10 protein-coding genes and 3 rRNA genes are annotated in these 14,879 nt (G+C 45.7%); 5 read left to right on the top strand and 8 right to left on the bottom strand.

Annotated features, from left to right (window positions below):
- Positions 1 to 56 precede the first annotated feature (56 nt).
- A complete protein-coding gene (locus NSQ26_RS10285) occupies positions 57 to 1,706 on the top strand; it encodes an L-lactate permease (RefSeq protein ID WP_499718104.1) in 1,650 nt (549 codons plus the stop codon).
- A gap of 87 nt (positions 1,707 to 1,793) precedes the next feature.
- Here NSQ26_RS10285 and rrf read toward each other — a convergent pair.
- The 4 genes from rrf to NSQ26_RS10305 all read right to left on the bottom strand — a co-directional run bounded on the left by rrf (position 1,794) and on the right by NSQ26_RS10305 (position 7,400).
- Positions 1,794 to 1,909 (bottom strand): 5S ribosomal RNA (gene rrf / locus NSQ26_RS10290).
- 60 nt (positions 1,910 to 1,969) lie between these two features.
- A 23S ribosomal RNA gene (locus tag NSQ26_RS10295) occupies positions 1,970 to 4,905 on the bottom strand.
- A 444-nt stretch (positions 4,906 to 5,349) separates the two neighbouring features.
- A 16S ribosomal RNA gene (locus tag NSQ26_RS10300) occupies positions 5,350 to 6,898 on the bottom strand.
- The 16S, 23S and 5S rRNA genes sit together here, the layout of an rRNA operon.
- A gap of 256 nt (positions 6,899 to 7,154) precedes the next feature.
- The gene (locus NSQ26_RS10305; RefSeq protein ID WP_090776709.1) at positions 7,155 to 7,400 is read right to left on the bottom strand and encodes a hypothetical protein; all 246 of its coding nucleotides are present in this window, start codon (positions 7,398 to 7,400) and stop codon (positions 7,155 to 7,157) included.
- 133 nt (positions 7,401 to 7,533) lie between these two features.
- Here NSQ26_RS10305 and pdaB point away from each other — a divergent pair, with 133 nt between their 5' ends.
- The gene (pdaB, locus tag NSQ26_RS10310; RefSeq protein WP_090776705.1) at positions 7,534 to 8,295 is read left to right on the top strand and encodes a polysaccharide deacetylase family sporulation protein PdaB; all 762 of its coding nucleotides are present in this window, start codon (positions 7,534 to 7,536) and stop codon (positions 8,293 to 8,295) included.
- Between the two features lie 95 nt (positions 8,296 to 8,390).
- Here the strand turns inward: pdaB and NSQ26_RS10315 are convergent, their stop codons facing one another.
- Entirely contained in the window at positions 8,391 to 8,981 is a 591-nt protein-coding gene (locus tag NSQ26_RS10315) for a KinB-signaling pathway activation protein (RefSeq protein ID WP_499718105.1), read from the bottom strand.
- Positions 8,982 to 9,123: 142 nt separating this feature from the next.
- Between NSQ26_RS10315 and gerD the strand changes: the two genes are divergently transcribed.
- Positions 9,124 to 9,711, top strand: coding sequence for a spore germination lipoprotein GerD (gerD, locus tag NSQ26_RS10320; protein ID WP_367576300.1), 588 nt, complete (start codon positions 9,124 to 9,126; stop codon positions 9,709 to 9,711).
- Positions 9,712 to 9,782: 71 nt separating this feature from the next.
- Here gerD and salA read toward each other — a convergent pair whose 3' ends face one another.
- The 3 genes from salA to NSQ26_RS10335 all read right to left on the bottom strand — a co-directional run bounded on the left by salA (position 9,783) and on the right by NSQ26_RS10335 (position 12,249).
- Positions 9,783 to 10,847: an iron-sulfur carrier protein/transcriptional regulator SalA gene (gene salA, locus NSQ26_RS10325; protein WP_499720041.1), complete on the bottom strand. Its 1,065-nt coding sequence runs from the start codon at positions 10,845 to 10,847 to the stop codon at positions 9,783 to 9,785.
- Positions 10,848 to 10,963: 116 nt separating this feature from the next.
- Positions 10,964 to 11,731 carry an N-acetylmuramoyl-L-alanine amidase CwlD gene (gene cwlD / locus NSQ26_RS10330; RefSeq protein WP_499720042.1) on the bottom strand — a complete coding sequence of 256 codons (768 nt, stop codon included), beginning with the start codon at positions 11,729 to 11,731 and terminating at the stop codon, positions 10,964 to 10,966.
- 32 nt (positions 11,732 to 11,763) lie between these two features.
- Positions 11,764 to 12,249: a DUF2521 family protein gene (locus NSQ26_RS10335; protein ID WP_245701291.1), complete on the bottom strand. Its 486-nt coding sequence runs from the start codon at positions 12,247 to 12,249 to the stop codon at positions 11,764 to 11,766.
- A gap of 271 nt (positions 12,250 to 12,520) precedes the next feature.
- Between NSQ26_RS10335 and NSQ26_RS10340 the strand changes: the two genes are divergently transcribed.
- Entirely contained in the window at positions 12,521 to 13,576 is a 1,056-nt protein-coding gene (locus tag NSQ26_RS10340; protein WP_499718106.1) for an ABC transporter ATP-binding protein, read from the top strand.
- 185 nt (positions 13,577 to 13,761) lie between these two features.
- Positions 13,762 to 14,838 carry an extracellular solute-binding protein gene (locus NSQ26_RS10345; RefSeq protein WP_245701289.1) on the top strand — a complete coding sequence of 359 codons (1,077 nt, stop codon included), beginning with the start codon at positions 13,762 to 13,764 and terminating at the stop codon, positions 14,836 to 14,838.
- The last annotated feature ends 41 nt before the right edge of the window (positions 14,839 to 14,879 follow it).

Raw genomic sequence — 14,879 nt, forward strand, 5'->3', positions numbered from 1 at the left:
TGGATGGTATACTAAGTACAGCAGTGTGTTCATACTAACGTTAAGGAGGACGTTTCATGGTAACCATTGTTGCACTCACACCTATTTTATCTGTCATGGTTTTTCTTGTGCTTATGCGGATGCCAGCCATGAAAGCCATGCCCATTAGCTTGGTTGTCACTGCCATCCTTGCGTTAATCTATTGGAAAATCCCACTCCCCTATATTGGCGCTTCTATTATAGAGGGGATTTTAATCGGGTGTTCCATTTTGTATATCGTCTTTGGTGCCATTCTTTTACTAAATACCCTTCAGGCGACAGGAGCCATTTATGCCATCCGCTCCTATTTAATTAGTGTCACACCTGACCGAAGAATTCAAGCCATTTTAATTGCGTGGTTGTTTGGCGCTTTTATTGAAGGCGCAGCAGGATTCGGCACACCCGCAGCAATTGCGGCCCCTTTACTAGTGGCTGTGGGATTCCCACCTCTGGCCGCAGTTGTTGTGGCCTTAATTGCTGATAGCAGCCCTGTTTCTTTCGGCGCTGTCGGCACGCCCATTATCGTTGGTGTACAGCAGGGATTAGAAGAAGGCGGTCAATTAGCCGCGATTACCGCTCCTTATTTATCTGGCATGGAGATGACTGATTATTTACGCCAACTAGCTGCACAAGTCATGCAAATTGATATCATTACCGGAACGCTCATTCCACTCATTTTAGTCGCTATTTTGACGCGCTTTTTCGGTGCAGAAAAGTCCTGGAAAAAAGGACTTGAAATATGGAAATTTGCCCTCTTTGCTGGATTCAGTTTCACCGTTCCGGCACTAATTGTTGCTTATTTGCTAGGGCCAGAATTCCCGTCTATTGTTGGTGGCGCTGTTGGACTACTTCTCGTACTCGTCGCCATCAAAAATCGCTGGTTTATGCCAAAAGAAACATGGGACTTTGCCGAGAAAGACCAATGGTCACCTGATTGGCTTGGAAACATGACAGCTAAACCGGAAGAAAAACCAAAAGTAATGTCACTATTATTGGCATGGGTGCCTTATTTACTGCTAGGGCTTTTGTTAGTCTTAACACGGATAGATGTCATTCCACTTAAACAATGGCTCATGCAAGTCCATGTAGGATGGGAAAATATTTTAGGCACTTCCATCTCTGCAACGTTCCAACCGTTATATTTACCAGGGACCATATTTATTGTCGTTGTGTTTCTCACACTATTCCTTCATAAAATACGTAAAGATGCGTTCACCCACGCCGTTTCTAATTCACTAAAAACATTAATCGGGACAGCCGTCACGCTCTTTACAGCCGTCCCGATGGTAAGGTTATTTATAAATTCTGGGTTTAATCAGAGCGGACTTGAAAGCATGCCGGTAGAGCTTGCCAATCGAGCGGCAGAAGTTCTCGGGCACGGTTGGCCATTCGTTGCTCCCTTTATTGGTGCGCTCGGCTCCTTCATCTCTGGAAGTGCGACATTTAGTAATATGATGTTCTCATTGTTCCAATTTACTGTTGCTGATCAAATAGGTGCAGACCCGACGCAAATTGTTGCATTACAAGTCATTGGTTCAAATGCAGGAAATATGATTTGTGTCGTCAATGTGGTAGCTGCTGCATCCGTCGTTGGTCTGGTCGGAAAAGAAGGTCCAATCATACGGATTACGCTCATTGCCATGGTCATTTACGCAGGAATTGCAGGGATTATCGGACTCTTGTTGTAAAAATATTTGCCGTGAACTAACAACAACCAAGACCAAACACAAAAAAGTACATCTCATTTGAAGCGAGATGTACTTTTTTATAATATGACCCGGCACCGATCTACGCTCGCAGGGGGAAGCCCCCAACTACTATCGACGCAAAAGAGCTTAACGACCGTGTTCGGCATGGGAACGGGTGTGACCTCTTTGCCATAAGCACCGGATAATGAGAGAACGATTCTCTCAAAACTAAATCATGGGACTCAAATGTAAGGATGAATATTTAGGATAAGACCTCGACCGATTAGTATCTGTCCGCTCCATGTGTCGCCACACTTCCACTCCAGACCTATCAACCTCATCATCTCTAAGGGGTCTTACTGACTTGCGTCATGGGAAATCTCATCTTGAGGGGGGCTTCGTGCTTAGATGCTTTCAGCACTTATCCCGACCATACGTAGCTACCCAGCGATGCTCCTGGCGGAACAACTGGTACACCAGCGGTATGTCCATCCCGGTCCTCTCGTACTAAGGACAGCTCCTCTCAAATTTCCTACGCCCGCGACGGATAGGGACCGAACTGTCTCACGACGTTCTGAACCCAGCTCGCGTGCCGCTTTAATGGGCGAACAGCCCAACCCTTGGGACCTACTACAGCCCCAGGATGCGACGAGCCGACATCGAGGTGCCAAACCTCCCCGTCGATGTGGACTCTTGGGGGAGATTAGCCTGTTATCCCCAGGGTAGCTTTTATCCGTTGAGCGACGGCCCTTCCATACGGCACCGCCGGATCACTAAGCCCGACTTTCGTCCCTGCTCGACTTGTAGGTCTCGCAGTCAAGCTCCCTTATGCCTTTGCACTCTACGAATGATTTCCAACCATTCTGAGGGAACCTTTGGGCGCCTCCGTTACTGTTTAGGAGGCGACCGCCCCAGTCAAACTGCCCACCTGACAATGTCCCTGACCCGGATCACGGGTCGAGGTTAGAATGTCAGTACCGTCAGGGTAGTATCCCACCGATGCCTCCACCGAAGCTGGCGCTCCGGCTTCCTAGGCTCCTACCTATCCTGTACAAACGATACCAACACTCACTATCAAGCTACAGTAAAGCTCCATGGGGTCTTTCCGTCCTGTCGCGGGTAACCTGCATCTTCACAGGTACTATAATTTCACCGGGTCTCTCGTTGAGACAGTATCCAAGTCGTTACACCATTCGTGCGGGTCGGAACTTACCCGACAAGGAATTTCGCTACCTTAGGACCGTTATAGTTACGGCCGCCGTTTACTGGGGCTTCAATTCAGAGCTTCTCCCGTAAGGGATAACCCCTCCTCTTAACCTTCCAGCACCGGGCAGGTGTCAGCCCCTATACTTCGCCTTGCGGCTTCGCAGAGACCTGTGTTTTTGCTAAACAGTCGCTTGGATCTTTTCACTGCGGCTCTCTCGGGCTATTCACCCTATTAGAGCACCCCTTCTCCCGAAGTTACGGGGTCATTTTGCCGAGTTCCTTAACGAGAGTTATCCCGCGCGTCTTAGAATTCTCTTCTCGCCTACCTGTGTCGGTTTGCGGTACGGGCACCTGTCTTCTCACTAGAGGCTTTTCTTGGCAGCGGAGGATCAGGGATTTCGGACCCTAGGGTCCTTCACGGTCACAGCTCAGCCTTTATGAAACGCGGATTTGCCTACGTTTCAGCCTCACTGCTTCGACGCGCTCAGCCAGCGGCGCGCTCTCCCTACCTTTCTGCGTCCCCCCATCGTTCAAACGAATACGAGGTGGTACAGGAATTTCTACCTGTTGTCCATCGCCTACGCCTTTCGGCCTCGGCTTAGGTCCCGACTTACCCTGAGCGGACGAGCCTTCCTCAGGAAACCTTGGGCTTTCGACGGAGGGGATTCTCACCCCTCTTTTCGCTACTCATACCGGCATTCTCACTTCCAAGCACTCCAATAGTCCTCTCGGTCTACCTTCACTGTCCTTGGAACGCTCCCCTACCCAATCCCTTACGGGATTGCCATAGCTTCGGTGATACGTTTAGCCCCGGTACATTTTCGGCGCAGCGTCACTCGACCAGTGAGCTATTACGCACTCTTTCAATGATGGCTGCTTCTAAGCCAACATCCTGGTTGTCTAAGCAACGCCACATCCTTTTCCACTTAACGTATACTTTGGGACCTTAGCTGATGGTCTGGGCTGTTTCCCTCTTGACTACGGATCTTAGCACTCGCAGTCTGACTCCCGAGCATAAGTATTTGGCATTCGGAGTTTGACTGAATTCGGTAATCCTGTGGGGACCCCTCGTCCAATCAGTGCTCTACCTCCAATACTCTTCACTCGAGGCTAGCCCTAAAGCTATTTCGGGGAGAACCAGCTATTTCCGAGTTCGATTGGCATTTCACCCCTACCCACACCTCATCCCCGCAATTTTCAACTTGCGTGGGTTCGGGCCTCCAGTCGGTGTTACCCGACCTTCACCCTGGACATGGGTAGATCACACGGTTTCGGGTCTACGGCGGCGTACTATAGCGCCCTATTCAGACTCGCTTTCGCTGCGGCTCCGCTTTTTCATGCTTAACCTTGCACGACACCGTAACTCGCCGGTTCATTCTACAAAAGGCACGCCATCACCCATTAACGGGCTCTGACTAGTTGTAGGCACACGGTTTCAGGATCTCTTTCACTCCCCTTCCGGGGTGCTTTTCACCTTTCCCTCACGGTACTGGTTCACTATCGGTCACTAGGGAGTATTTAGCCTTGGGAGATGGTCCTCCCGGATTCCGACGGGGTTTCTCGTGTCCCGCCGTACTCAGGATCCACGCAGGAGGAAACGAAGTTTCAGCTACAGGGCTGTTACCTTGTACCGCGCATCTTTCCAGATGCTTCACTTACGCCGTTTCTTTGTAACTCCATGTTGCGTGTCCTACAACCCCAAGAGGCTAGCCTCTTGGTTTGGGCTCTTTCCGTTTCGCTCGCCGCTACTTAGGAAATCGATTTTTCTTTCTCTTCCTCTGGGTACTTAGATGTTTCAGTTCCCCAGGTCTGCCTCCTCACATCCTATGTGTTCAGATGTGGGTACCATCCCATTACGGATGGTGGGTTTCCCCATTCGGAGATCTCCGGATCATTGCTTACTTACAGCTCCCCGAAGCATTTCGCTGTTCGTCGCGTCCTTCTTCGGCTCCTAGTGCCTAGGCATTCACCGTGCGCCCTTTCTACCTTATCCTTTTTGTAAAAATAACCTTCGAATTTCTTCGTCCACTGCGCGTTTCTCAGTCAGTCACGTATTAAGATACGCTCCTTCCTTCGAACGCTTGTGTCCTCGAACTTCTCGGTTCTTTTCACAAAACAATCGCGTATATAAGCTCTGCATTCCTTCCGACGCTTGCGTCCTCGAACTACTCGCTTCTATCCACGAAAACTGACTACAACGGCGGATTTCCATCCACTGTCTACTTTGTCAGTCTTGCTAAAGCAAAAAGTTTGCTTTCTTTCATCCTAGACGTCATTTCTTCGTGCGAAGCACGTGTCCATGACTCATTTGAGTTGTTTCATGATTTAGTTTTCAAAGAACCATTTATTGAGTGATGTTGCTCACTCAAAACTAAACAATAGCGCAAGCGTTACGATGTCTTACGACAATCGTATCGACTAGAGTATGACTCCATAGAAAGGAGGTGATCCAGCCGCACCTTCCGATACGGCTACCTTGTTACGACTTCACCCCAATCATCTGTCCCACCTTAGGCGGCTGGGTCCAAAAGGTTCCCTCACCGACTTCGGGTGTTACAAACTCTCGTGGTGTGACGGGCGGTGTGTACAAGACCCGGGAACGTATTCACCGCGGCATGCTGATCCGCGATTACTAGCAATTCCGGCTTCATGTAGGCGAGTTGCAGCCTACAATCCGAACTGAGAATGGCTTTATGGGATTGGCTCCACCTCGCGGTTTCGCTTCCCTTTGTACCATCCATTGTAGCACGTGTGTAGCCCAGGTCATAAGGGGCATGATGATTTGACGTCGTCCCCACCTTCCTCCGGTTTGTCACCGGCAGTCACCTTAGAGTGCCCAACTGAATGCTGGCAACTAAGATCAAGGGTTGCGCTCGTTGCGGGACTTAACCCAACATCTCACGACACGAGCTGACGACAACCATGCACCACCTGTCACTTTGTCCCCGAAGGGAAAGCCCTATCTCTAGGGTGGTCAAAGGATGTCAAGACCTGGTAAGGTTCTTCGCGTTGCTTCGAATTAAACCACATGCTCCACTGCTTGTGCGGGTCCCCGTCAATTCCTTTGAGTTTCAACCTTGCGGTCGTACTCCCCAGGCGGAGTGCTTAATGTGTTTACTTCGGCACTAAGGGCATCGAAACCCCTAACACCTAGCACTCATCGTTTACGGCGTGGACTACCAGGGTATCTAATCCTGTTTGCTCCCCACGCTTTCGCGCCTCAGCGTCAGTTACAGACCAGAGAGTCGCCTTCGCCACTGGTGTTCCTCCACATATCTACGCATTTCACCGCTACACGTGGAATTCCACTCTCCTCTTCTGTACTCAAGCTTCCCAGTTTCCAATGGCCGCTTGCGGTTGAGCCGCAAGATTTCACATCAGACTTAAGAAGCCGCCTGCGCGCGCTTTACGCCCAATAATTCCGGACAACGCTTGCCACCTACGTATTACCGCGGCTGCTGGCACGTAGTTAGCCGTGGCTTTCTGGTGAGGTACCGTCACGGTACCGCCTTATTCAAACGGTACTTGTTCTTCCCTCACAACAGAGCTTTACGACCCGAAGGCCTTCCTCACTCACGCGGCGTTGCTCCGTCAGACTTTCGTCCATTGCGGAAGATTCCCTACTGCTGCCTCCCGTAGGAGTCTGGGCCGTGTCTCAGTCCCAGTGTGGCCGATCACCCTCTCAGGTCGGCTACGCATCGTCGCCTTGGTGAGCTGTTACCTCACCAACTAGCTAATGCGCCGCGGGCCCATCCCTTAGTGATAGCAGAAGCCATCTTTTAATATCGACCTAGGTAGATCCATATATTATCCGGTATTAGCTTCGGTTTCCCGAAGTTATCCCAGGCTAGGGGGCAGGTTGCCCACGTGTTACTCACCCGTCCGCCGCTCACTTCCGGGAGCAAGCTCCCTTCTGTGCGCTCGACTTGCATGTATTAGGCACGCCGCCAGCGTTCGTCCTGAGCCAGGATCAAACTCTCCATTAAAATGTTTGATTTGCTCATTTTGCACAAATTTCTTTGTGGCTTACATGTTGAGATCTATTGATCTCTTTTTACGCTTGGCTATTGTTTAGTTTTCAATGAGCTTGTGTCGCTGTTTGTTGACGACTTTTAATACTATACAGAAGTTAACTTGATCTGTCAACTTCTTTTTTTAAGAAGATTTTTTAACTGCACTTCATAAAAATCGCTCACACTTCAAAGCGACGCTAATTAATATATCACACATCAAAATTAATCGTCAACCCTTTTTATCAAAAGGCGTTTTATTTAATAAATTCGATGATAGTGCGTATTGCGACCATTCTTCTGGTCGAGTAAAGCGCTTATACAAGCCATATACAAGTCCATATTTTTCTTTCATTGCTACTTGCACAATTGGCTCTAATCGATTATCTGATAAGTCACTTAAAATCTCTTCCAACTCCCTTTTCAGTAAATATGCAATCTCCTCCACTTCTTTTTCCGTTAACATCACACCTAACATCAGTCCCACCATCCTTCCTCAAGTTCATCGCCTTCATGACTAACCATTCTCCTCTTCTCTTACATATTTTATTCATATCTCGTCCAAGCGTTCATAAATTGTACATAAGACCTACTGTGAAGGAGCTGTTATCATGAAAGGGATTTGGGTGCTAAACATTAGGCGTCGGAAGCCCCTTATTTTTATTTGTGTTGCCGCAATGTTTGTCGCGAGTTGGCTATTCATTGCCAAAGAGCATGTGTCTGTATTTTCAACTTCAGAAGGACCACAAGCTTTTTATCGGGCCAACGACGCGAAACAATCGATCGCCCTTACTTTTAATATTAGCTGGGGCGAAAAGCGTGTGGCACCCATTGTCAAGTTGCTACAAGATCATGACGTCGAGCATGCGACATTTTTTTTGCTTGCTTCATGGGCTGAGAAATACCCTGATTTAGTCGAAGTGATCCAGGAAGCTGGTTATCAAATTGGCAGCCACGGTTACCGTTATAAAGACTACACCATGCTAGATGACGAAGAAGTCATCCGCGATATGAGGCGCAGCAAAGAAGTGTTACAACAACTAACTGATACGGCTCCAACTTTACTGCGTCCACCAAATGGCGCTTTCACGAAACAAACATTGGCTCTTGCAGACGAACAATCATTTGACGTTGTTCATTGGAGTGTCAACTCTTATGATTATAAAAACCCTGGCACAGAGGCAATTATTGAAAACACCCTCTCACATACACAAGCAGGAGACGTTCTGCTCTTCCACGCTTCAGACTCCGTCAAACAAACAGAACAGGCATTGCCGACGATTTTAACTGCACTTAAGAAACAAGGATATACCTTTGTAACAATTCATACACTAATGGATGGTAGCAGTGCTGACAGTGAAATCGTCGAATAACGCCACTCAAAAAAACACCCCTTCTAAAATGAAGGCCCCAAAGTTAGCGTAAACTAGCTTTTGGGGTCACTTCACAAATAGACGGGGCGTTTTATTTATGCTCGCTTCTTGATTAAACGGTGCAACAATAACAGTTGCCATGTATTTGCGACAAGTAGTGGGGTGATATAAATTGCTAACCACTTGGCATCATTTGCAACTAAAGCCGGAATCCACTCAATTGTCGTAATCACAAACATAAAAAACAATGCAGGTACAAAAGCCACTTGATTTGTCTCACGTGCTTTCACCCATGCAATGAGTACACCATACACGAACAACAGTGTCGGTACAATCATATAACCGAAAAAACTTTCTCCCTCTTTTGCATAAGCCACGTACCGAAAATAAACAAGATCAAAATACACAAACACAATCAGTATCCATTGAATTCGATTCCACAGTGTGTGTGTCTTTGATAAACCTAATCCAAACCGGTGTAAAAATAAATAAGCGAAGAAACCCATTTGTGCCACAACACTAATCGCCGCGCCCAATCCGATCATCCAAATGACACCGACAATAAAATTGGTCATACCGTTCCCAACATACACATCCCAATTTAAAAAGACGCCTACGATGCCTCCACATACACTGCTTATAAACAAGGTCGACCAAAAGATAAAAACCACTTTTCTGCTATTCACAACTACTTCCTCCAATTCACTCACATGTCTCCATTGTAGCAACCTTGGTATTGAAATACCAGTGCGCTTACGCATATTTTACGGTAGCTGGTAAACACTATCTCCATCATTCTTAAAAAAGAAACGGAGGTTGACACCCGGCGTGATACGGAGTAGATTTACACCACTATGGACGATGGCGATCGTGAGCATCTTTCTCATTACTAGCTGCGCGCCAGCTGAAGGACAGCAAGGCGCTGATTACGAAGGAACGAAAAAAATGGTCATTGATTTGCTAAAAACCGATGAAGGAAAAAAGGCGTTACAACAAGTCATTGCTGAAGAAGATATGCGTGAAGAACTTGTTATGGATAGTGAATTTGTCCAAAAGACGATTCAAGAAACACTTACATCTAAAGAAGGAAAGGAATTTTGGCAAAAAGCATTTGAAGATCATGAATTTGCCAAAGCATTTTCTGAAAGTATGCAGGAACAACACGAAAAGTTATTAAAAGACCTTATGAAAGATCCAGAATATCAACAAATGATGATGGATATTTTAACTGATCCTGAAATGGAGAAACAAGCACTGTCTCTCATGAAGTCAAAAGAATATCGTGAACAAGTGATGGAAATTATGGAAGAGGCATTAGAAAGTCCCAACTTCGCTGCAAAGATGGTTGACTTAATGAAAGAAGCAAATAAAAAACAAAAAGAAGAAGACAAAAAAGCTGATAAGAAGGACAAATAATTCATTTACCGAAAGAAATCCCCATGATTTACATACAATGGGGATTTCTTTACTATAAATATTTATGACATTTAAACATGACGCGTCTTTTCTATCATGCGGATTGCTAAGTCATTATAAATTTGCCCAATTGGATGAGCGATGTCGTAAATGGAGGGCGCAAAATCTTCTTCATTCACTTTAGGTTGTCCGAGTGGAATTTTCGCCAACAACTCCGTTTTCAACTCCTCAGCCAGTCGTTCACCGCCACCTTTGCCAAACACATATTCCTTCTCACCTGTTTTCTCGCTTTGGAAATAAGACATATTCTCGACAACACCTAACATTTCATGATGCGTCTTAATTGCCATTGCGCCAGCGCGTGCAGCAACAAATGCAGCGGTTGCATGGGGCGTTGTAACAAGTAATTCTTTAGATTCCGGTAACATTGCATGTAAATCTAATGCGACATCGCCTGTGCCAGGTGGCAGGTCAAGCACTAAATAATCGAGATCGCCCCACTCACACTCAGAAAAGAATTGGTTAATCATCTTTCCGAGCATCGGACCACGCCAAATGACCGGGGCATTATCTTCAACAAAAAAGCCCATTGAAATCACTTTGACCCCAAAACGTTCCACAGGATATATCCGCTTCCCAACCACTTTAGGGCGCGTTTCAATTCCCATCATGTCAGGTACACTAAAACCATAAATATCTGCATCAATTATACCCACTTTTTTCCCTTGTCGCGCAAGTGCTACTGCTACATTCACAGAGACTGTGGACTTGCCTACGCCGCCTTTTCCACTCGCCACTGTAATAAATGTCGTCTTACTTGTTGGCGCGAGCAATGACGGTCCACTATACGGCGACGCCGTCGCGCCACCAAATTTTTCTAATTCTTCCTCAGATAATGTTTCAAATCGTAAACCAACCGATTTTGCCCCTTCGCTCTTTAACACATTCACAATCTCTTGTTGTACTTGCATTTGCTCTGCTGTACCTGTTTTCGCTAATGCAATTTTCAAGCTAACGTTGCCATCTTTATTCTTTACCTGTCGTACACCGCCTGTATCAACAATGCTTTTATTTAAATCACGGTCTTTTATACGCTTAAGCGCTGCCAAAATTTCTTTCTCGGTCACGAGAGCCACCACCCTATACAAATTGCAGCTGTTCTCTTTAAAAGAGCTTTGTCTATACACTGCTATCGTGACCAAGTATAGCATATTCCTTAAGCAGAAATCACTCACTACAACTTATTTTTCACTTACTTCGTTTCCATACCCTTCGTTTGCTCCTCAACAACCTCCCCTGATACAAACCGTAACATGCCTGTATAAATTGAAGCAGCCAATTTGCGTTGATATTCTTCTGTCTCCAAAAGCCTTGCCTCATCAGGATTCGATAAAAATCCAGCCTCTACTAATACACCGGGGATTTTGGCTTCTTTCAGTAAGTATACATGGTGGATGGGCTTTGCGTGTCGTTTCGTATTTTCTAACTGGTTCCTCAATTCGTCTTGGATCAACGTTGCGAGCTCCGCATTTTTGTGTTCTTTTAAATGATAAAAAGTTTGTGCACCACGCCACTTAGGCGATGGAATCGCGTTCATATGAATAGAAACAAACAAGTCAGCGCTCGATTCATTGACAACTTGAACACGACGTTTCAAATCCTGCACTTTACGACGCCGCACTTTCACTACATCTTCATCGGCTAAATCGACATCCTCTTCTCTTGTCATAAAAACAAGCGCGCCTGCTTCCTGCAAATAATCACGAAGTTTTAAAGCAACAGCAAGCGTCACTTCTTTCTCGATCAACCCAGATTTTGAAGTAGCACCACCATCTATCCCGCCATGCCCCGGATCAAGCACAATGACTTTTCCTGATAATGGCATGTGCCAAGTGGTAGGCGACCCATTTGATGACCGATCAGCTTGAAACCAAAACAATACGATCGCGACTGCCATTGCACTCACAAATATAAACCATTTATATTTTGTCACACCATTGTCCCCCTTGTCCTCACTCATATATACGAGGAAGTGGGACAAATTATTCTTTACTAATACAACCGTAAACGATAAGCTTTTTTACCTTCTTGAAACCCTTTATTCCACCAGCGGTCAATTAAAGGTTCCGTTGCTCCTAAGAAAAGTTCATAGCGTTCTTTTGGTTCATCTGCCCATCCCATTAATGCAGCACATAGACCATGAACAAATACTTCTCGTTCAATATCACATCGCTCTTTTGCCTCACACACTGTTTCCCCGTAAAAACCAAATCGTCCATGCGTAGCGCCTAATAAGTATGCATCAATCACCGTGTCTAAACACTGATCTAATAAAAATGGATACGCTTGAACCGACTGATTTTTTGAAACAGCACCAGCATTCATCTTTCGACTGGTGCATTGCAAAGATAGCAATGGTCGAAAACATTGATGAATATCACGCTCTAATTCGTCAAGTGATAGTTGCCTTAGCATCTTTCGCTCAAACAACTGTTGCTTTTCTTTTCTCTTTGCCGGTAATGTCGTGATGACAGTCATGCATTCCCCCTCCTTTTTGTTTAGTATGAGGAAGCACGTTAGAGACATACACCACATCATGCAGTAAAAACTGCGTACTGTACCAAATAATGACCGCCTTACTAAAACATGCTGGCTCGTCCAACTAACACCATGTTTTTGATCACGCTTTCCATATTGTAGCGTTTGCAGCAACTGCTTTCATGTGCTATAATCCATTCAGAATGAAAATCATTCTCATCTTCTTATACATACACAGCACCAACATTGATCGTCACTTCGGAGGTTCCTTATGAGCTTTATACACTTACATCAAGTATCGAAAACATTTCCACGTGCTGTCCGACCTGCCGTCACCGCCATTGATTTAATGATTGAGCGTGGGGAAATTATCGCACTTCTTGGACCGAGCGGGTGCGGTAAAACAACGACACTTCGCATGATTGCTGGATTTGAACAGCCAACACACGGGAAAATTACGATTGGTGGACAAATTGTTTACGACCAGTTTCAAACAACCCCTCCAGAAAAACGCGGGATCGGCATGGTTTTTCAAGACTATGCGCTGTTTCCTCATTTATCAATTGCTAAAAATATTATGTTTGGTTTGACAAAGTGGCGAACAAGGGACAAACAATCCCGTGTCAAAGAAGTGCTTGCACTTGTTGGTTTAACCGATTACGCTGATCGTTATCCACACGAACTTTCTGGTGGGCAACAACAGCGCGTTGCTTTAGCGCGCGCCCTTGCACCCAGACCTCATGTCATATTAATGGATGAACCGTTCAGTAACTTAGACGCCGGTTTACGGGAGAAGATGCGTTATGACATTATGACCATTCTCCAAAAAGCAGCAGCAACTGCCCTCATTGTAACACATGATCAAAAAGATGCCTTTGCCGTTGCCGATCGTGTCGTTGTCATGAACGAAGGAGAAATACAGCAAATTGACACCCCTCGCGAAATGTATCGTTGTCCTAAAAATTGTTTTGTTGCTCAATTTGTTGGAAAAACCAACCTACTCTCCGGTAAATTGTGTGCAGATATGCGGCATGTCGATACAAACATTGGACGTGTTTGTCTACCATCACAATCTGAAGTCATGCTTGAAGATGTAAATGTCTCTATTCGACCAGAAGGATGTAGGTTAGCTGAACGAGGTCGTTACACGGGCAAAGTCACCCGCGTTACTTATAGTGGTGAATACCAAGAAGTCTTAGTGACGCTTGGCGATACAACAGACTTCACTGAACCGATTGTACTCTACGCACCTATGGAACAAGATGTCAATATTGGCTCGACCGTTTCTTTTGATATTCAACCAGAACTTGTTGCACTCGTTGAATAAAAAGACCTACATTTTGTCGTAAAATTGGGCTGACAAGCTTTTTCATGCCCAAAAACTTCCGTAAATTGACATTTTCAAGTTTTTCTTCATTTCAATTGACAATGATTATCATTATCGTTATACTAACAAGCGTACGGTCGGAACGTTTTTTGACCTGCAATACATAAACAAAGGGGAAATCATTTATGTTGAAAAAAATGAAGCCGGTATCACTATGCTTCACAGGTGCAATTGCACTGATGTTAGCAGCATGTGGCGCTGGTGATGAAAATAAAGAAGAAGGTAAAGAAACGCCTAAGGAAGCAAACAAAGAAGAAACAAGCTCGCTCGTTGTTTATTCTTCACGTAATGAAACGTTTGTTGACAGCTTGCTGGAGAAGTTCGAGAAAGACACCGGCATAGAAGTTCAGGCGTTACATGCAGGTGACAATGCGTTAAACCGGATTAAAGCAGAAGCCGGTAATGTACAAGGAGATATTTTCATTTCTAATGACATTGGTGCACTTGAACATTTACATTTAGAAGGTTTACTTGAGGGCGCGAATCCAAAGGGAATTGATACCATTGATGAACGCTATCGCGCTGATGATAACGCTTGGTTTGCCCTGTCTGCACGGACCCGCGTTTTAATGTATAATAAAGACTTAATCACAGAAGAAGATATGCCGAAAAAAATTGAAGACTTGACCGATGAAAAATGGAAAGGCCAATTCGCTATTACTCGCGGTGGAAACAGCGGGATGGTCGGTCATGTTTCTGCGCTACGTAAAGAGTGGGGCGATGACAAGACAACCGAGTGGATTGCCGCAGTGAAAGACAATGCCGGCGTCATCTTAGAAGGACACGGCGACATTCGCCGCGCCGTTGGTGCAGGAGAATTTACATTTGGACTTGTGAACAACTATTATTACCACCAACAACTTCGCGAAACAACAGATAACAACGTTGGGGTCATTTATCCAGACCAAGGCGATGACGAGATGGGAGCGGTTGTTAACGCCGCCGGTGTTGGCCTCGTTAAAGGTGCACCCAATCATAATAACGCCCAGAAGTTTTTAGAGTGGATTCTTCTTCCAGAAAATCAACAGGCATTCTCATACGACTCTTTAGAAGTACCAATTAACCCAGACGTTGAAGCACCTGAAGGCGCAGCATCTATTAAAGATTACAAAACCCATGATATGCCGCTCAATCAACTTGGTGAAGTTTGGGAAGACACACGCCAATTAATTGAGAAAGCTGGTCTTGATCTCGATTTGTAGCATTTCTTACAGGAGTGTACAATGGAGGCGTACGTACCGTT

Origin of the sequence: Bacillus sp. FSL W7-1360 (genome assembly GCF_038592975.1) — a bacterium.
Lineage (GTDB): Bacteria > Bacillota > Bacilli > Bacillales > Bacillaceae_D > Shouchella > Shouchella lonarensis.